Source organism: bacterium (genome assembly GCA_020444065.1).
Taxonomy (GTDB): Bacteria; Sumerlaeota; Sumerlaeia; order SLMS01; family JAHLLQ01; genus JAHLLQ01.
Genome location: JAHLLQ010000001.1, coordinates 800,309 through 820,473, shown reverse-complemented (window position 1 = coordinate 820,473; position 20,165 = coordinate 800,309). Strand labels below are relative to the sequence as shown.

8 protein-coding genes are annotated in these 20,165 nt (G+C 57.0%); 7 read left to right on the top strand and 1 reads right to left on the bottom strand.

Annotation, left to right across the window (positions count from 1 at the left end):
* Nucleotides 1-14: 14 nt before the first annotated feature.
* The 7 genes from KQI84_02935 to KQI84_02905 are packed head-to-tail and all read left to right on the top strand — an operon-like array spanning nt 15 to nt 11,897.
* Nucleotides 15-2,165 (top strand): GH32 C-terminal domain-containing protein, encoded by a 2,151-nt coding sequence (locus KQI84_02935; GenBank protein MCB2153817.1) that lies wholly within the window; start codon nt 15-17, stop codon nt 2,163-2,165.
* Complete coding sequence (locus KQI84_02930; GenBank protein ID MCB2153816.1) at nt 2,162-5,752, top strand: DUF4960 domain-containing protein; 3,591 nt, start codon at nt 2,162-2,164, stop codon at nt 5,750-5,752. The genes KQI84_02935 and KQI84_02930 overlap by 4 nt, the downstream gene beginning before the upstream one ends.
* Entirely contained in the window at nt 5,749-6,813 is a 1,065-nt protein-coding gene (locus KQI84_02925; GenBank protein ID MCB2153815.1) for an ABC transporter ATP-binding protein, read from the top strand. The genes KQI84_02930 and KQI84_02925 overlap by 4 nt, the downstream gene beginning before the upstream one ends.
* Nucleotides 6,810-7,841: an ATP-binding cassette domain-containing protein gene (locus KQI84_02920; GenBank protein ID MCB2153814.1), complete on the top strand. Its 1,032-nt coding sequence runs from the start codon at nt 6,810-6,812 to the stop codon at nt 7,839-7,841. The genes KQI84_02925 and KQI84_02920 overlap by 4 nt, the downstream gene beginning before the upstream one ends.
* The gene (locus KQI84_02915; protein ID MCB2153813.1) at nt 7,838-9,775 is read left to right on the top strand and encodes an ABC transporter substrate-binding protein; all 1,938 of its coding nucleotides are present in this window, start codon (nt 7,838-7,840) and stop codon (nt 9,773-9,775) included. Before KQI84_02920 ends, KQI84_02915 begins: the two co-directional genes overlap by 4 nt.
* Nucleotides 9,776-10,765 carry an ABC transporter permease gene (locus KQI84_02910; protein MCB2153812.1) on the top strand — a complete coding sequence of 330 codons (990 nt, stop codon included), beginning with the start codon at nt 9,776-9,778 and terminating at the stop codon, nt 10,763-10,765.
* Nucleotides 10,758-11,897 (top strand): ABC transporter permease, encoded by a 1,140-nt coding sequence (locus KQI84_02905; protein ID MCB2153811.1) that lies wholly within the window; start codon nt 10,758-10,760, stop codon nt 11,895-11,897. The genes KQI84_02910 and KQI84_02905 overlap by 8 nt, the downstream gene beginning before the upstream one ends.
* 531 nt (nt 11,898-12,428) lie before the next feature.
* Here KQI84_02905 and KQI84_02900 read toward each other — a convergent pair.
* A complete protein-coding gene (locus KQI84_02900) occupies nt 12,429-20,165 on the bottom strand; it encodes a hypothetical protein (protein ID MCB2153810.1) in 7,737 nt (2,578 codons plus the stop codon).

The window sequence follows — 20,165 nt, the reverse complement described above, 5'->3', positions numbered from 1 at the left end:
TGAGAGGCAAATGAATGATGCCAACCGCAATTGGACAAACAGATAAGAGGCGGCGCGACGCGACGCTCAGCCCTTTTGAGGATGCCCTGCTGCAATGGCAGTTTGAGGATCTGAAAGGCCGCACTCGAAATGGACAGGTTTCAGTCGAGCCCGTTGGCAATCTGGATCTCACGCTGGGCTCCGCAGTCTTCAAGAACGGCAGCCTCGTGACACAGGAAGGCCTCGATGCGATCGTCGCGGCAGAGGCGGAGCAGTTCTCCTTTGCCGTTCGGCTGACACTGCCCAAGGACATTGGGGAGTGCACAATTTTGTCTGCAGGAACCGATGCGACGGACCGACTGTTGCGCCTCTCCGTGGGCGATGGTGTCTCACCGCTCAACGTGATCGTCGAATGGGGAACGGAGTTGGAGCTATACTTCCTGCAGGTTCCATTCAATCTGCTCCAGGACCACGACGCGCACGATATCGTAGTGCGCTACACCGGCAATCGTTTGGACCTTTACGTGGACGGTCAATTGTTGCACCATCATGGCACCGCTTCGGGGCGTTTGCGCCGGCCAGCGGGACCGTTGGTAATTGGTGGTGAGTGGCAGGATGGCAAGGCCATACATCGTTTCTCCGGCAAGATCGTCCATGCGGTGTTCTGGGATCGTTCCATTACGGACGAGGAAATCGTCTGGCTCTCTGGAGGCTCGGAAACTGTGCTCCAACGCGCAAAGGACATTGCTCAAAGGCAGGCCGAAATGGAAGACGCGCTGGCGGCTCGTGCAGCGAGAGATCCACAGCGCCCGGCCTTCCATTTCCTTCCCCGTGCCCTGTGGATGAACGATCCGAACGGGATGTTCTACTGGAAGGGCGAGTTTCATCTCTTCTACCAGCACAATCCAAACGGCCCCTACTGGGGAACGATGCACTGGGGACATGCCGTATCGGAGGACCTTGTTTTTTGGCGCCATCTGCCCATCGCATTGGCTCCATCACCGGACGGGCCGGACCGGGATGGATGTTTCTCTGGATGCACGATTGAACACGACGGCCGACCGGCGTTGCTCTACACCGGCGTGTATCCCGAGTGCCAATGTCTGGTCTATGCCGATGAGTGTTTGCGTGAATTCAAGAAGGCAGATCAAAATCCTGTAGTCCCCGCACCACCGAAAGGCATCGCTGCCTGCGGATTCCGCGATCCCTGGGTGTGGAAGGAAGACGATGGACACTACTACATGATCGTCGGTTCAGGCGTCGAGGATCAGGGCGGCTTTCTGCCACTCTACCGGTCGCAAGATCTGCTTGAGTGGGAGTATTTGCATTCCCTCTTAACCGGCAGCGAGGGGCTGAGCCACACGGTTTGGGAATGCCCATCGTTCTTCCCGCTGGGCGATCGCTGGGTACTGCTGATCTCGCATGAGCCCTACGGCAATGTGCAGTACTTCGTCGGGCGATACGAGGACCATCATTTCTTCCCGGAAACACACGGCGAGATCGACGCGAAGGGAAGTTTTTACGCGCCGCACGTGCAACTGGATGGAAAAGGTCGTCGCGTGATGATGGCGTGGAGTCCAGAGGCCCGCAGCGATCGCTCTCAGTGGAAGGCGGGCTGGGCAAGCGTACAGACGCTTCCGCGCGTATTGACGCTGGGCGACGATGGCGAGCTACAGATCGAGCCCATTCCAGAACTGCGAGTATTGCGCGGTGATGAGTGGTCCTGTGATGACCTCTCCGTTCCGGATGGGGGGGCTAACCTGTTGCCGGAAGTCAAAGGCGACATGTTGGAGATCGAGGCGGAAATAGATTTGCGTGACGTGCGCGAGGTTGGCTTCCGCCTGCGCCAATCGCCCGATCGCGAGGAAGAAACTATCATCTTCTTTGACCAGGGTGAGAAAGCCCTCATCGTGAATCAGGAACGTTCCAGCCGAAACCCCGAGACGGACCGCAATAACAAGAAGGTTCCCGTAGTTTTGAAGGATGGAGAGACGTTGAGGCTTCGCATATTCGTGGATCGATCGATTATGGAGATCTACGCGAATTATCGCGCTTGTCTTACGACGCGCGTCTATCCGGAGCGGGACGACTCGGTGGGTGTGGACATGTATGCGGCCGGAGGAACAGCCGTGGTTAAGGCCCTTCGCGTTTGGAAAATGAAATCCATATGGACCAACATCTCATGACCAGAGCGATATCCTTCTACAGGAACCTACTATTCGTTCTCTTCGCCGGAGCCATGCTGCCGACGACAGCGACCGCAGGGACGTTGGCCCTCATCGGTCAGGTGAACGCGTTTGCCGACGTCGAATCGGAGGCTCACGAGGCCTACGAATGGGCCGGCGAGAATCTCGAAACGCGCTATATTTCTCTGAATGATTTGGCGAGGGAAGACGACGCGCTAGATGGCGCAACGGCGATCTGGTGGCACTATACGGCAGACACGAATCTTCCGTCTCAAGCCACGGTGCCTGAAACGATTCGGCGAGTCAGGGAATTCGTCGAGGATGGTGGAGGTGTCTTGTTGTCGGGGTTCGCGGCTCAATACGTCGTGAACCTTGGGATCGAAAACACACCTCCGACCAGCATCGAATCCGATTTCCAGACCAGCGGCGTCTGGGGCTTCCAGCCCCGGGTGGAGAACCATCCCGCCTTTAGGGATTTCGAAGGCCCTATTCATGTTTTGTCTGAGGGGCTTCGTGTGCAGAACAACATCTGCTGGTGGGACGATCCAGCACAGTTTCACGGTCGGTGGCTGGCAGATCTGGAATGGGACGGCGGAAAGGTCGCCATGGGCGAATACAGCGTCGGCTCGGGCAAGGTCATCGTCATTGGGGCCGGTGCCTTCGAGTGGCAAATCGATGGCCGTGAGAACCAGAACCGCAAGAACCTTGAGAAGCTGACGGAGAATACTCTCGTGTACCTTGGCGCCGAGGAAAATTCACGACCCGATCCTGCTGAATTAGTACGACATTTTGCCGAACGCAAAGTGCGCATTGGACTGCTTGGCGCCGCGATGCGCACTGACATGCTGACCGCCGAGGAGGGCGCTGCATACGATTGGGCGGCTGAGAATGCCGTTGCAGAATATGTCCCTTTCGCCGATCTCACGACACACCCAGTGAGCGACTTCGATGTGCTCTGGTGGCACGAAGCGGCGAACATTGAACTTTCCGAAGAGGCCCTGGAGCCAGATACAACTGCGTTGTTGCGAAACTACATCAAGGACGGTGGCGGACTGCTACTGACCGGCTTTGCCGTGCAATACGCGGTGCCGCTTGGGATCGAAGACACGCCGCCCACAACGGTTCTGCGCGATCCGTCGCGCAGTGACGGCTGGGGATTTCGTGCCTGGTGCGAAAGCCATCCTGTCTTTGCAAACCTGCCGAACCCGTTTCTGACAGTTGCAGATGGCACATCCGTCGACAACGTGCTGGCATGGTGGGATTCGCCGTCGGACTTCGACGGCATCTGGCTGGCTGACAACGAAAATACGATTAACAAAGTCGCTGCCGGTGAGTATCGACTCGGCCGCGGCAAGGTGATCGTTGTTGGCTCGGGAGCTTTCGACTGGCACACAGAATCGCCCAACTCCCAACGCAGTACGCTCGAGGTTTTCACCGCGAATTTGCTGGGCTATCTGGCCACACCGAATCCGCGGCCTATTGATGATCCATCGTTGTTGGCATGGTGGCGTTTCGATCGCGAAAGCAAGGATACTGTGCTCGACCTCGCAAGTGGCATGGTCGATCCGATTGCAAACAATTACGGTCGGCCCGAGTACCGCGCCGGCGCGGCGGGTGATGCACTCCTGCTCGACGGCTTCTCGACCTGGGTGGAGCGCGACGGTGGGTGCGCCCCTATGTTGACGGACTCTTTCACGATAGAGGCATGGATAGCAGCGAAGGTCTATCCTCCCGCCTTTGCGCCGTTCATCAATCAACACAATGCTGAAGCAGGTTACACGTTCGGCGTGACGAAGTTTGGCCAATGGGGATTCCGAATTAACATCGGTGGCATCTGGCATGCAATCTGGGCGCCGGAACTTCTGCCGAAAGATGAATGGGTACACGTGGCCGCCACCATGGACTCAGAGAGCGGCCTGGCCCTCTTCCTGAATGGGGAGGAAGTGGAGCGCTCGGTCGTTCTGAACGCGCCCATTCACCGTGCCGAAGACGCAGATCTCCTGATCGGCCGCGACAATGAAACGCCATTCGTCGTCGACCTGTTTCCAATGGGTGTCTTTAACGGTCTGATCGATGAAGTGAAAATCTACGACCGCGCCATGGATCCTGCCGAGATAGCTGCAGAATTCGCAAATGGCAATCCGCCCGCTCAGCCGGACCTGACCGTCCGCCCGGATCGATTCGAAGCGGATCATCTCCGTCCTCAGTTTCATGTCATGCCCGCATCCGACTGGACCAACGAGCCCCACGGTCTTGTCCAGATGGATGATGGGAAGTACCACCTCTTCTATCAGAACAATCCGAGTGGACCCTACTGGGCCTTTATTCACTGGGGGCACATGGCGAGCGACGATCTGGTTCACTGGGAGGAATATCCTATCGCATTGGCACCTCAGCCTGGCATGAGCCAGGAAGGCGCCTGGTCCGGCGATGCCGTGAACGACCACGGTGTCTTGTCACTGATCTACACCGCGGTGGATGGCTCCAGGGCGCGAATTGGCTTGGCTCGTGGCGATGAAGAGGCTCGCCACTTCAAGCCCTCGCCCGACAATCCGATCATCTCCAGTCGTCCCCCCGGCGCATTCATGGACTTCCGCGATCCGTATGTGTGGAAGGAAGACGCTACGTGGTATTGCGTCGTCGGTGCAGGCGTGCCGGATGTTGGCGGAACAGCTCTGCTCTATGAGTCGGAGAATCTCCTCGACTGGAAGTACTTGGGGCCGTTGATGATCGGCAAGCGTGCCGAGTCCGGTTTCTTTTGGGAAATGCCGGTCGTCGTAGACCTGGGGGAGAAGTACTTCTTTGGTGTCACTGAAATGCCGGGCCGTAACTCATATTGGCTGGGAGAATGGAAGAATCAGAAGTTCATCCCGGAGAAGACGGAGCCCACACGACTGGAGATCATCAATCACTACCTCAGTCCGGCCGTCACGACCGACGATCGAGGCCGCACAATCGCGATCGGAATTGTTCCGGAGCAGCGCAGTTCCGAGGACCAGTTGGCTGCAGGTTGGGCGCACCTCTATGGACTGCCACGAGTGTGGTCATTGGACGAGCGCGGACGTCTGTTGCAACAACCCCTCGATGAACTTCAGCAACTCCGAGGCGAGCCCACTAAACTGCGCGATGTGCCCGTGAGTTCGCCGGAGACGGACGTGCTGGACGGTATAGGCGGACGCGCTTTGGAACTGCTGCTCGAGGTAGATCGTGGGAACGCGGAGCAATTCGGCCTGGCACTGATGCGCTCGCCCGGCGGTGAAGAAGAGACACGCCTGATCTATGACTACGGAGCAAAGAAGTTCATCCTCGACCGCACGCAATCAAGCTTCCAGAAGAACGTGGCGCGGGATGTTCAGGAGGGGCCATTTGCTTTGGACGAGGGTGAGCCCCTGCGGCTGCACATCTTCATCGACCATTCCGTGATCGAAGTCTTTGCGGCCAACGGACGCGGTGCATTCACCACGCGGGTGTATCCTGAACGCACTGATTCGATCGAAGTTGGCGCCTTCAGCACCGGCGGCACTGCCACGATAACGAAGCTCACAGCCTGGCCGATGAAGTCGATCTGGAGCGCGGGGAAGCAATGACCGAGGGCAAAGCCATCAAGACGCCGATCTTGGAGATTAACAATCTATCCGTCTCCTTCGACACAGAGGATGGCGTGGTGCACGCAGTGCGTGATGTCTCCTTCGAAATTCCACGCAATAAGACAGTAGCCCTACTGGGCGAGAGTGGCTGCGGAAAAAGCGTGACCGGTCTGTCGATTCTGCGGCTCGTGGATCCACCGGGCCGCATCGCCGGAGGAGAGATTCTCTTCCGCGCGGGGAAGCACTCTTGGGAAAACGAGCCCGTAGATCTCTTGAAGTTGGCGGCAGAGGGCGAGGAGATTCGATCCATTCGCGGCAACAAGATCGCCATGATCTTCCAAGAGCCGATGAGTTCTCTGACTCCAGTGTTCACAATTGGCAACCAGATCAGCGAGGCGATCCGCTTACACCAGGGCCTTGATAAGGTGAAGGCCAAGATGCTTGCCGTCGATCTCCTCAGCGAGGTCGGTATCCCCGCGCCGGATCGACGCTACGACGAATATCCCCATCAGCTCTCCGGTGGCATGTGTCAGCGTGCAATGATCGCCATGGCCTTGTCATGTAACCCGGCGCTGCTGATCGCAGACGAACCAACGACGGCTCTCGACGTAACGATTCAGGCGCAGGTACTCGATGTGCTGAGGTCCACTCAGGAGCTCTTTGGGATGTCGATTCTATTCATCACGCATGACATGGGAGTGGTGGCTGAAATCGCCGACGAGGTGGTCGTGATGTATCTCGGCAAGGTTGTCGAGAGCGGGCCTGTGAAGGAACTCTTCGACAATCCGAAGCATCCTTATACACAGGGACTCTTTGCCAGTGTTCCCCGGCCAGAATCGGATCCGAGCAGGCCGCTGGAACGTATCGCCGGCTCCGTCCCTGATCATCGCCATGTTCCAGAGGGCTGCCCCTTTCGCGGCCGTTGTCCCGAGGAAATGCACATCTGCAAGTATTCGCCAACACTGATGCCCCTGTCGGAGCAAACGCACAAGGTCAGTTGTTGGATTTATCAGGATGAAGAGACTCTCGATCCGAGTTTGCTGGAGAAGGAAAAGGCATGAGCGTGGAGACCAACCAAGACAAGGTGGTCCTGGAGACTCGCGACCTAAAGACGTTGTTTCCGATCCGGCGCGGATTATTCCGTCGCACGGTTGGACACATTCATGCCGTTGACGGTGTCAGTCTGAAGCTGCACGAGGGCGAAACGCTAGGGCTGGTGGGGGAGAGCGGCTGCGGAAAATCCACTTTCGTGCAAACCGTGCTCCGGTTGATCGAACCAACCGAGGGCGAAATCCTCGTGCGAGCGAATGGAACGCTGGGCAGTATCCTGCCTCTGGGGCAGGACGAGATGAAGCACGTGCGCCGGCAATTGCAGATCATCTTCCAAGACCCGTCTTCGTCCATGAACCCGCGTATGTCGGTTGGGGAAATCGTCGCGGAGCCACTGGTGATACACAATGAATTGAGGGGCCAGGCGCTGAAGGAACGCGTCGCGGAATTGCTCGAGACCGTCGGGCTGAATCCTCTGCAGGCGCGGAGATTTCCGCATTCGTTTTCGGGCGGACAGAAGCAACGCATCGGCATCGCACGGGCACTGGCATTGAACCCGCGAATCGTGATCGCAGACGAACCGGTTTCTGCCCTCGACGTTTCTGTGCAGTCGCAGATTCTGAATCTGCTCAAGGAACTGAAGAGGAAGCACAATCTCACGTACCTCTTCATCGCTCACAACCTGGATGTCGTGAAGTACATGAGCGATCGCGTGGCCGTCATGTACTTAGGCAGGATTGTCGAATTGGCCAAGTCCGAGAGAATCTACCTCAATCCGCAACATCCATACACCGAAAGTCTCCTCAGTGCCATCCCCGTGTCTCATCCGGATGCGCGCTTGGAAAGACCGGATCATCTGCAGGGCGATGTGCCCGATCCCGCCGCACCGCCGTCCGGTTGTCCTTTCCACACGCGCTGTGCCTACGCCAGAGAGAAATGTTCCAGCGAAGTTCCCCCGCTCCGGGAAGTGACGCCTAATCACATGGCTGCGTGTCACTTCAGCGAGGAACTGGAACTGCAAGGGAGGGGCTCGAAATGAGAGGCATCATCGTATTGCTGCTCATCCTCCCGCTATTCGCCTCTTGCACGGATTCCGGCCCGCAGGACGAGAATACCGTGTTGTACGAGGAGCTGAGCAAGGAGGCCAATCTCCGCCTGAAGGAATCCCCGGTGCTGAAGGCCAAGGTGCGCGCGGGTGATCTTCCGCCCTTGAGCGAACGGCTCCCCGAAAGTCCCATGATCGTTGAACCTGTGAACGAACCGGGACTCTACGGAGGCACCTGGCGGCACTACCACATCGCCCAGGACATGGTCACTGTTCGGCTGATCAACAACTACTACACACTGACGCGCTGGAACCCGGAAGTATCCGACATCATTCCGGGTCTTGCGGAGTCCTGGGAATTCAACGACGCGGGAAACGAAATCACGTTTCATCTTCGCAAGGGAGTGAAGTGGTCGGATGGCGACGACTTCAACAGCAAGGACATCCTGTTTTGGTGGGATCTGTGCAACGATGATCGTGTCGGCATCGTCCCGCCCGAGTGGGCCTTCTCTCGCGGCGAACAAATGGAAGTCTCGGCGCCCGATGAGTACACCGTGACGTTCAAGTACAAGGAGGCCTTCTACTTCCTGCCGATCATTATGGCTACCGGCTTTTGGGTCCCTGAAACCGTAATTCTCCCGTCACACTACTTGAAGAAGTTCCACCCGGACTTCTCCGACTACGAGGATTTTACCGAATTCAACCGCCGCAACAACGTGGTGGACAATGTGGAGCGCCCAACCCTCTCGCCTTGGATGTTGACGTTTGCCTCAAAGACAGGCGATCGCGTCGTGTTCGAGCGCAATCCGTATTACTGGGCCACCGATCCAGAGGGGCGCCAACTGCCCTACATCGACCGATTCGAATCTTTTCGCGTTCAGAACTCAGAGACCGGCGTGCTGATGATCATCGCCGGCGATATCGATGCCCAGTTCCGCCGGGTTGCACTTGGCGACTACGCGATGCTCAAGGAGTTTGCCGATCGCGGAGGCTACAGAGTCAACGCGTGGGAAGAGGGAACCGCCGCATGGCACGCCGTTTTTCCGAATCTATCGCCGCCGGATCCGGAGCGACGAGAGCTCTTTCGCGATAAGAACTTCCGTCGGGGTCTCGCCCTGGCTATCGATCGCGAAAAGATCAACCAGGTCATTTGGCACGGACTGTCCCGTCCACAGGCTGCCGCTATCACGGACGAATCCTGGCACTTCAATTCCCCCCGAGGTGAACGCGTTCGCCACGAATGGACAACCAACTGGTCTGCCTTCGAGCCAGAAGAAGCGAAGGAATATCTCGACGCCGCAGGACTGACCGAACGCGATGAAGACGGCTTCCGCATGCATAACGGCCGACCCTTCAGTCTGACGATTGATACATTCGACGATCCGATCGCCGTAGATGAGGCCGCACTGATCGCCGATGATTGGCGTGCCGTGGGAATCAACGTCATTGTGCGCCGTGCCATGTCCACCGACCTGTGGACTCGTATCACAAATGGCGACTACGACATGTACATGCAGCACAACTCCGAAATGGACCTCTTCACATTTCCCGGCTATGCATTCCCCACTGACGCAAAGACCTGGCACCCGCGCGTCGGCCGCTGGTACTCCACAGGAGGCAAGGAAGGCGAAGCCCCAGAGGGTTTCATGAAGGACCTGATCGAGTTGTATGAACAGGCCAAGACGGAACCGGATCTCCAGAAGCGCCACGGCCTGGTGCTCGATGCCATCGAGATTCAGCTCGAAGAAGGTCCATTCATGTTCGGCACCTCGGGACGGCAACCTGCCTTGGTCGTAACGAAGAACTACTTCAAGAACGTGCCCGATACCGGCATCCTCGGCCCTTGGGCAATCACCCAACCGGCATCGAAATTCCCGGAGCAATTCTACATCGACTTGTACCAGAAGCGTCAGGAGGAGGGCGAATAGATGGGTCACTTCATACTCCGCCGGCTCCTGGTTTTTGTGCCGATGCTGTTTGCGATTTCGCTGATCAGCTTCATCATCATCCAATTGCCGCCTGGCAGTTTCATTGAACAGAAGATTATCGAGCTCGAATCTCTCGGGGCCGATACAAGCTCGATGATCCAGGTTGAGCAACTCGAGCGCCGCTACGGCCTCGACAAGCCTGCACACATTCAGTACTTGCTCTGGATAAAGGGCATCGTCACCCGCGGTGACTTTGGTGAATCCTTCGCATACCAGCGCGAAGTGAACGAGCTGATCTGGAGCTATCTCGGTTTCACACTGCTTATTTCCGCGTGCAGTTTCCTCTTCGTGTACATCATTGCGGTGCCCCTGGGGATGTACGCCGCGATGAAGAAGTACAAAATCGAGGACAATGTGATCAGTTCCGTCAGTTTCATCGGCATGTCCCTGCCCGAGTTCCTTCTCGCGTTATTCCTGCTGGTATTCGGTGTGTTTGTTCTGGACTACAGCTTCATCGGCCTCTTCTCGCCCGAGTACCAGTTCAGTCCGTGGACGTGGGGGAAGTTCGTGGATCTGCTGAAGCACCTCCCGGTCCCCGCACTAATCGTCGCGGTGAACGGAACGGCTGGCTTGATGCGCATCATGCGCGGCAGCACCATCGATACTCTCGGTCAGCCCTACATTCGCACGGCCCGCGCAAAGGGCCTGAATCGAAAGGCGGTTATCGGAAAGCACGCCCTGCGCATGGCCGTGAATCCACTGATTTCGATCATCGGCATGAGCCTCCCAACGCTCCTTTCCGGTTCCGCAATCATCTCGATTGTCTTGAACTTGCCGACCGCCGGATACCTGCTTTACGAAGCCCTTCGCGTGCAGGACATGTATCTGGCCGGATCGCTGATCCTGATGCTCAGCGCCACGCTGCTCGTCGGAAACCTGCTGGCCGACATTGCCCTCGCTATCGTGGACCCGAGGATTCGTTATGAATAGGAGCACGCTGAAAACGAAAGTTCCGCAGGCGGCAAACCAGGCGGTCCTCGAAGAGAAAGAGGGCGTGGCCCCTCTGTCTCAATGGCAACTTGTCTGGAGGAGGTTTCGAAAATCGCGCCTCGGGTTTGTCGGCGGCCTGATTGTCGTATTGCTCTACGGTTCGGCCTTGTTCGCAGGCTTTCTCTCGCCATACAGCCCTCAGGAACCATACATCCACCGCGTGCATGTCCCCCCCCAACTCCCTCACATTGTGGAGAACGGCAGCCTGCATTGGCCATTCGTGTACGACTACAAAATGTCCTTCAGCGAAGACGGCCTTGAGCGTGAGTACGAACTGGACAAGTCGAAAAGCCACGCGATCAAGTTCTTCACCCGCGGAGCGACCTATGAGTTCTGGGGACTTGTCGAGACCGACCTTCATTTGTTTGGTGCGGAGGGTGCGGAGTGGTTTGTTCTCGGTACCGATCGTATGGGCCGCGACCTCTTCTCGCGCATCCTGTATGGCGGGCGAATCTCACTGACCATCGGTCTCGTCGGCGTTCTTATCAGCACCTTCCTTGGCACTGTCATCGGCACGATCTCCGGCTACCTGGGCGGACTGGTGGATGGCGCGATCCAGCGCTTCATCGAGCTCCTCATGGCCTTCCCGCCGATCCCCCTTTGGATGGCACTCGCGGCTGCCTTGCCGGCAGACTGGAGCCCGCTGATGATCTACTTCGGAATCGTCACGATCCTTTCGCTGATCGGTTGGGGAGGGCTGGCGCGCCAGATTCGCGGCCTTGTGCTTTCGTATCGCGAACGGGATTTCATCAAGGCTGCCCGCTCATTCGGCGCGAAGGATCGCTACGTCGTCTTCAAGCACCTCATTCCATCCTGCTACGGCTACCTGATCGTGATCGCCACGCTGGCGATCCCCGGGACGATCCTCGGCGAGACCGCTCTCAGTTTCCTTGGCCTCGGCATACGCTCGCCCATGACCAGTTGGGGCGTGCTCCTCGAAGAAGCCCAACACGTCCGAGTGCTTGTTCAGTTCCCATGGCTGCTCCTTCCGGCAGTGCCGGTTCTGCTCACCGTGGTATCCTTCAACATGCTCGGCGATGCCTTGCGCGACGCAATCGATCCGAGTGCATAGAGCGATTCTGTTACGTTCTGTCGAGAACGATTTTCCTGCCGTGAGCTGAAGATTCTCTCTTGGGCAGGTCGCCTGTGTTTTTATGCCCGGTCATGTCCCTGGCACGAACTCTCTCCAACTACGAATCCGCCTCGCTCTAGGAGCTACAGACAGCGATCGAATGTGCTCCAACCCAGCGCTCATCTGGTCGCATGATGGCGATCAAGGCGCTCCTCTGGGCCATCGAACGAGGCGCCGACAACTCGAAATATGCTCAATCAAGATATGAATTTAGAGCTGGGCTCAAGTTCCGGGAACCGGCGACACGGACAACGCTTCGTTCCAACTCGACGGCGCACTATTGCGGACAGCCATTGAGTTCAACTATGAGACTCAGACGATGGCATCCGTCCGGGTCCGATCCACCGATCCAATTGGACTCTACTTCGATAAGGCCATCGTCATCGCTATCACAGACAAGCAAATGGAGATCCGGATCGCGCACTGACGTTCAGCAGATGGGATGGAGAGATCATCGGCAATGCATCACTCTCAATCATCGGATGACTTGGGCATCCGCCAGTGAGGTTCGTATGCGTCCCATAGGCTTGGACGCCCATTCTCCACCACAATCCACAGCTCACCCACGGAAGGAGTTGGGGAAGGCGTTGGGATGGGCGTTGGTGTCGGAGAGGGAATCGTAACAGAGGCTTCGTTCGAGTACAATGAGTCACCGGATTCATTGAAGGTTCTCACGCGGTAGCGTACTGTCTCTCCCGAGTCTCCAGGATTGGAATCGATGAATGATGATTTATCCGTGACAGAGATTTGCTCAAATGACGCAGCGCCGATCGCACGCTCGATGCGGGTTCCGACGAATGGCGGTGAGGGAGAACTCCACGTCAGCGAAATCGTTGTCGCAGAATCCAGAGACGCGACAAGATCACTCGGCGCGTCAGGTAGGGGCTCCGTTTCGGTCACAAAGGAAAGCAGCGGACTGTCGGTGAAGTCGCCATGGCTGTCGGTCGCACGCACCATTGCGTGGTACTCCGTTCCATAGTTCAACTCCGAGGGCGAAGTGAAGATCAGCAATGTCTGGGTGGTCACTTCGACGGGCGGGTTCGAGGTACCGAAGAAGACAGTGAATTCCAGCGAGTCCCCAGGATCGGGATCCAATGCATTCCAGGAGAGGGAGGCGCTGGTCGGAATATCGACGGCGTATGGCTCGGGCCAGATCCAGGTTGGTTGCGAGGGATGACTGTTCTGGGTGCTGACGGAGAATTCATTGGAGCTCTCCGCCTCTTCATCGCCGAACACGCTGCGGAGCCGATACTCATAGATCGTATTGGGGTTGAGACCGGTGTCTTCAAATTGTTCATCGAGCGAATCGAGCGAGGCGATGTTCTGATAATTGGCCGCGCCTGCTAGTCGACGATCGAGGAAGGCCGTCGGACTGGATTCATTGTCGTCTTCCCATACCAATTGAATTGAGCCGGTACCTGCCGCCTCGCCATTCAACCAGCGAGGCGGAATCAACGATTGCGACACCGCGAAAGTCCATTCCGGACCGGTTGTCGTCGTGACTCCGTCGAATGCGGCGACTTGCCACGTGTAGGTTTCATTCCGGGGCAGGGGATCAAGCGCGAGGGTCTGTGTCGTGAGCCCCGAAGCAATAGTCGTCGGCGCTGGCGCTCCCAGGAAAACGGTGTAGGACAGGGTATCTAAGTCTGGGTCGGACGACCGCCATTGCAGCGTCGGGGCCGCGTTGTCGACCTTGGAGCCATCTGCTGGAATGGGTTCAAAGGGAGCGATCGGTGGTTGATTCTGGATGCGGACCGTGAAGGTCGTGTCACAACGATCCTCAGAGATGTTCGAAGAGGAATCCACCGCACGAAGACGGACAAGGCACGCCGAAGAGTTGGCCGTAGGAATCGTCCAGTCAAAGAAGCCTTTACCGGGGATGGGCGCCGCGATTTGCGCCCATGTCGAGCCATTGTTGAGGGAGTATTCAAGACTCTGACTTGTCACTGCCACGTTATCCGTAGCACTCCATTCAATGCGGGTGACATCGCCGGAAACAAAGGTCTCGCCACCAGAGGGACTGGAGAGAAGTACCTCGGGCGATGTGAAATCTCCGATTGTGAACCGCGAGGAACTGGCACTGCCGCGATTCAGCGAGTAGTCCTCGGCGGTCACGCGAATGATGCACTGATCGGACGCGAGCAACGGGATCGTCCAAGAGTAAGTGCCTGTGTTCTCAAGATCGAGAGCAATATCAGACCAACTCTGTCCGTCATCGATCGAGAGCTCCAGATCAAGCGAAGACACAGCCGTGTCGTCGTTCGCCACCCAGAGAATGTCGACCGTTTCCCCGATCGACAGGCCTCCCACTCCATCACCGACAGTGACACCGCTGACCAGTGGATCGACGACATCCATTGTATAGGACGCGCCGTTGTACGCGATCAGTTGATTGCTTGTTTCCCAGGCGACGTGCACATCAGTTCCCGAAAGCGCAAAGGAGAAGCTGGGAGTGCTGGCAGCCACGCTTTCCCCCCGATCAGAGATCAAGACACTTGGGGTCAGAACGCCCTCGATGGCGCGGCGGTGGCCGATGTATTGAACTTCACTGGTTTCGATGTACTCCCGCCTTGGGAAGATGAAATGGGGAATGTCGTCTCCATCCACTTGAACCATCTTGTCACCCAGCCACATCGAAAGGTCCCAACCCGTCTCGACGACACGGACATCGCTCAAAGCCGTTCCATCCATCGACCGATAATTGGCCTGGGACAGATCGAGATTCGACATATTCGGCACGGTCCACAGGAAGTGGGGATCATCGTTTGAATCGAGTGCCAGGGAGACGTTGGATGAGCAGCCCGTGCCATCGGGATCGTACGTCATCACTGCGACTGGCGGTCCCCAAGTACCCGCAGATTGGCTGTAGTAGTGCAACTCGCAGTTTCCGGAGACGTCAGTGCCCATGATGAGGGCATGCAACTCGCCCGCCGAATCGATTGCGAAATCCGCCCTTCTGACCTCCTCCGGATGCGGAATCAACGATCCCCAACTGCCCCCGGAGAAACGCTTCTCGTACAGGACCTCCGAAGCGTATAGAGTGCTGTAATCGTAGCGCCAGCATTGCCCTTCGATGGGAATGTATTCTCTGACTTCTTCCTCCCAAAGGACACAAACCTCCCCATTCGAGGAGACTAACAGCTTTGCCCCATTAGTTCGTGACGTGTTTGTGCCCGCGTCGGATTCGTAGGAGATATTGACAGGAGAGGTCCACGTTCCATTTGTCCGCTTCATGTAGTAGACATCGTCATGATATTGCGCACTGCAATAGATCTGTCCCGCGCAAGGACCACCCGGGACCATATAACTGTCGCGATACCCCCAAATGTAGATCACATGCAGGTTCCCATCGGAATCGATTTGGATCTGCGCATCGGAGAGCGAATACTTCCTGTCGTCGTGGGTTGGGCAGTCGTTCCTGTCTGTCCACTCGGCGAAGTTTGTGATCTGCTCTGCCGGTTGCCATCCTGTGGAAGTCTTCTCCTGAACGAACAGTTGGGTTTCATAGTGCAGTGTACTGTCTCCGGATTGGGAATCACGGATGTCCTGGTGCTCGTATTCGTACAGGAGGAAGAGGTTTCCAGCCTGGTCGGTTGCTGTGGAGGGATTCTTTAGCGAATTGCTTGTCGCATAGTAATCCGGACGACTCGGCGGTGCCGTGACGACTACCGGCGTACCCCAAGGCGCGGGCGGAGGATTGTCCGGATTGTAGATGCTGAAGAAGCCATCGGATTCGTCGGCCGCCTCGTTGCCTTCTGAATCGGTGGCCGTAATTACGATCTTGAGTTCGTCGGAAGCGCCGGAATTGGGGACCTGGATCTCGATGGAGCCTTGCGTCGGTGCATCGTAGACATTCTCCCAGACGAATCCTGCACCACTATCCCGAATATCGAGATCGACTGGTGGATTGCCCGACTCGAATTCCCAGCTGATCGTCTGAGTCGATCCCAACGGCCATCTCTCGCCCCCATTTGGAGTCAGGACGTGAACGATTGGCAACGAGCCATCACGGACATCCTTGATTTGCACAAATGACGAGATGTTGCCATCCGTATCCTCGACGCGGATACGGAGCTGCAACGCGCCGTCGCCGGTGGGTGCATTGGAAGGAACGGTCCAGATGTAATCAATCGTGTCGAACCAACCGCTCAACTGTCGATCCATCTCCCCCGGCAGCCAGGTGAAGCCATCATAGGAGTATTCGAAGTCGGCGCTTGCCAGTCCAATGTCATCCTCAACTGCCGCTTGCATAGCATATGAAATGCCCGTTTTGACCGGAGCGGAGCTGCATCCCCTGATGCAGAAATAGTGAATGTCAGGTGCTTGTGTATTCGCGTAATCGATTGGATAGAAGTGGAGGTTGTTCTCAAGGCTGCTTTCCGGTGTCGACCCATTCATTCGGACGTCGGCGAGAATGTAGGAGCGCCCCGATTGGAGACTGGAAAGAGTGACGTCGCGGTTTACCCAGACGTGCTCGTTAGGCCCTAACGCGGGTGCGCCAACGAGAGTACCGAGGAGCAGTTGTTTCTCGGATGGACTCGTCGAGTAGTAGAAGTCCACAATGTAAGAAGAGGACTCGAGAATGCCGAGGTTATACACCTCGACGGAAACGGTCACGGGATTGGTGAGAGAGATCTCTCCGGTGACGTTGATGTGGAGGGGGGCCAGGTCGGGATAGACTTCCTCTGTGCGGAACGAAACAAGCGGCCCCTCCGTGATGAGGCCTCTCGGATCACGGGAATCCACCCACCAGTAGTACGTCGTTCCAGGTTGCAGATCATAATCTGAAAGGCTCCAGGCCGGCTGGTCCATCCATCCCGTACGCCATGGGCGATACCCATTTTCAAGGCGCAGTGGATCAGCGTCTATGCCAAATCCAAGGATGTATTCGAGGTTGTCCCCGTCCGGATCGCCTCCTCTCCAGGACAGCCATTCCAAATCGAGAGAGACTCGACTCGTCTCATCGGCTGGTGCAAAATTGGAGGCGGCAAACGGCGCACGGTTCTTGCGGACTTCAACGGCGATCGTATTCGACCATGCGCTTTCTCCGCAGTCGCTGTGGGCCTTTGCCCGATAGTAGTAGATGTCATTAGCGCGACCAGCGATTCGGTATTGCGCAACATCGGATGTGAGCACGCGCACACTATTGAAATCAGAGGAAGCGCTCTCCTGAATCGAATAGGAGGATGCCCCTTGCACACTCTGCCAGTACAGGAAGAAGGAATCGCCATCGATCGGGCGGCCGAAATCTCTCAGGACAGGGCGCTCCAGACCATCGCAGTCGGGGAGGATCTCAAACCACTCGCCACGAATCGTCGTTGTATTTCCCGCTGCATCGCTCGCCGTCACAACCAGTCGAGCATCGCCGGACGGCAATGAGACCAGCCAGTTATAGTACAGCGGATTTCGATCGGAGAATCCTGTAGTATCGACGAGTTCCTCCAGGCTGTTGTCGGATCGCTCCAGTTGCACGACGACGTGGTCGATCCCGGCGGAGGCGACAAGCGAACCGCTCAGGCGTGATTCGTCATAGGCGGCCCAGCGAATCTGTTTGATCTGCCCCGCGGGGAGTTGCTCGCCGCCGGCGGGTCGCAGATACCCGACGAAGGGCGGCGTGTTGTCCAGCGTCGGTGCGGACACCTGGCCCGCTGGAACATCGATCGTGTACTTCACGATTCCGCCAACGGGGTAGGATGCGTCGCGATTCTCCGTCACGTAGAGCCGGAAGTAGCAGTCATGTCGACCGGGGGAAAGAGTGCTCGGAATCTGGACTTCGAACTCAAATGTTCCGATGTTTCCCGGAGCCGTTCCCTCGCCGGGAAGCGACACGACGCGATTCCGGTTGATCCACAGCGGGGCATCGCCGTCACCGGGATAGAGAGGGCTTTCGAAGGGCGACGTGTCCGGGCCGACAACTCCGTTCGCATCGCACGCTCTCAACTCGCAATGTCCCTCCGAAGCGACCCCGGCGATACCTTCCATCCACAAACTGTATCCGGTGTTCTCGAATTCGGCTCGGAACGTGGCGCGCTGGCCGGGCAGCAGTGTCTTGGGTCCAGCCGGGTACTGGCCAGCCAATCGTGCCTCGTTTGCGTCGCCCGAAAGAATCGTCACCCAGATCGGGTCGCCGAAGAGGCGCCCCTGAGGGTCCTGCATTCTCCAGCGGCTTGTATACACGCCGCGCGTTGATGGGACGCGCATGGGGACAGTGATGTCCACCTCCTGGCCGGGGCCACACATCGGTACTGAGACCGACGTAGGTGTGCCCAGCAAGTCCCCACCGATGTGCGTCAGGTGGTATGAACTGTTCCACGTGGACGTGCCACTGTTCTGAAGGCGCCAGGTCTTGTTGAAGGTGGCGCCGGGGGAGTTACGGGCAGACTTGACAAACGCACTGAGATCGTCTTTGAAGTGAGCATCGCTATCGGGATGAACGTTATCAAATTCGACAGGGATGATGAGGGGAGTTGCATCGGATGTGTAGACCAGGATGCGATCCGAGGAGTGCCCTTCGGGCATCGTATTTCGATCGATTCGGAGTTCGACATCCAGCCTTCCATTGCCTTCTTTGGCCGACGGGATCATCCAATGTGGATAGCTCTTGATAGAAATGAACTCATCGAGGTCATTCGGGTCCATGTCTATCCCGATGATCGGAGGTGTGGAATCGGCATTCATGTAGATGGTTTGGCCGGTCAACGGATACGTCCTCGGCGTTGGCACTATGAGTTCCGAGAGCTGGATGCTTCGATCAGAAGGCTCGACAGCAAAATCTCTATGGACCTTTGTTCCACTTGTAGATTCTGCCTCAAGGCGCATCAGGATCGGCTGAGACGGAGTCGATGAGACGCTGATGTAATAGGAACCTACATCGTGGGAGGTGTTCTCGTAGAGCACAGTTCCTCGATCGGACATGTTGATGAGTCGGTATCTTGCCCCTCCAAGCGGCTCTCCCGATGCCTCGTCAATCAGGATACCGCTCACCGAGAATCCTGTTTCCGAGATGTACTTCCAGACGGCCAATTGGACCAGTTCACTGTTCGACTCCTGAATATGAAGGACGCTAAAGTCCAACGGAAGGAATGTGTGCCCCGGAATCCATTCCACGGCAAACTTTGTTATATCTTCTTTGAGCGCGTTTCTTAGGATCTGGCTGCTGACCGGGACCACGTCATCAGACCCATAGCGGAAGAACTCCCTACCTGTTTGAGAGAGAGACCCAAAAAGCGACCAGCCTCCGAGCCCATGATCGGAGTTCCCGGCCTTCTCGTAGACATCGTCCACGACGAGATTAACATACTCCACATCAGTGTTCGCTGAACATTCCCTGAGGGCTCTCATTGCGTCTGAGTCGAACGCGAATTGGTTGTAGTTCTCCATGGGCAGTTTGCCGCCGGGCCATAACCAGAAACTTCGCCAGATTTCATTGAGAAGTCTGCGGAAGAGCCCGGAAGGATCGATTTGCCGGATCGGCCCGAGGAATGGGGCTCCGAAAGTAATGACTTCCTTGACATCATTCTGATAGAGGATCTCGCCAGGGAAGTCCTCCACATATACGGGATCGCCAGACTTCCTTCTCAGTGTATAATACGTAGTGACCAACCCTCCCTTGCTGTGTCCTACAAGGATGACCTTCGAAGCTCCCGTCAGTTCTCTCACGCACTGGATATATGCCCTTAGCTCAGTCGCTTCATCGCGGTAGTCCTTGCCCCATGTGCGCGATTCCTCACTGGTTGTGACCGTGAAGACATGCCGAGTTGACTGGTCTCGGAGGTACATCGGGTAGTACGTTCTGAATTGCTGAAATGTCCCTTTCTTCTTCCGACCGTTCCAATCGTACGGAAGCAGGACACCGACATCCGAGGGCGTCGGGATCCTCGAGTTGTAATCTCCATCGATGTACAAACTTCCGCCGAATGTAACGCCTCGACCTCCCAGAAAGTCCAAGAAAGACCCTGATTCCCAAGCCCCGTTGCTCTTATCCCACTCTCCCCACATCCTGTAGTCGCTGTACACACCATGCACCAGGATAATCGGCGTTTCCTCTGCTCTTCCCAATGTCGGGACGAGCACGAAAACGAGTGCCAGAATGCCGATGAGGGAGGCGCGGAGTGACCGACTTGCGTGCCCCGACCTTCTGGATGACTTGCATTCGATCAGGCTCGGGATGCGGGCCTCGCTGGTCCAGGGAGCACTTCTCCGACGCAT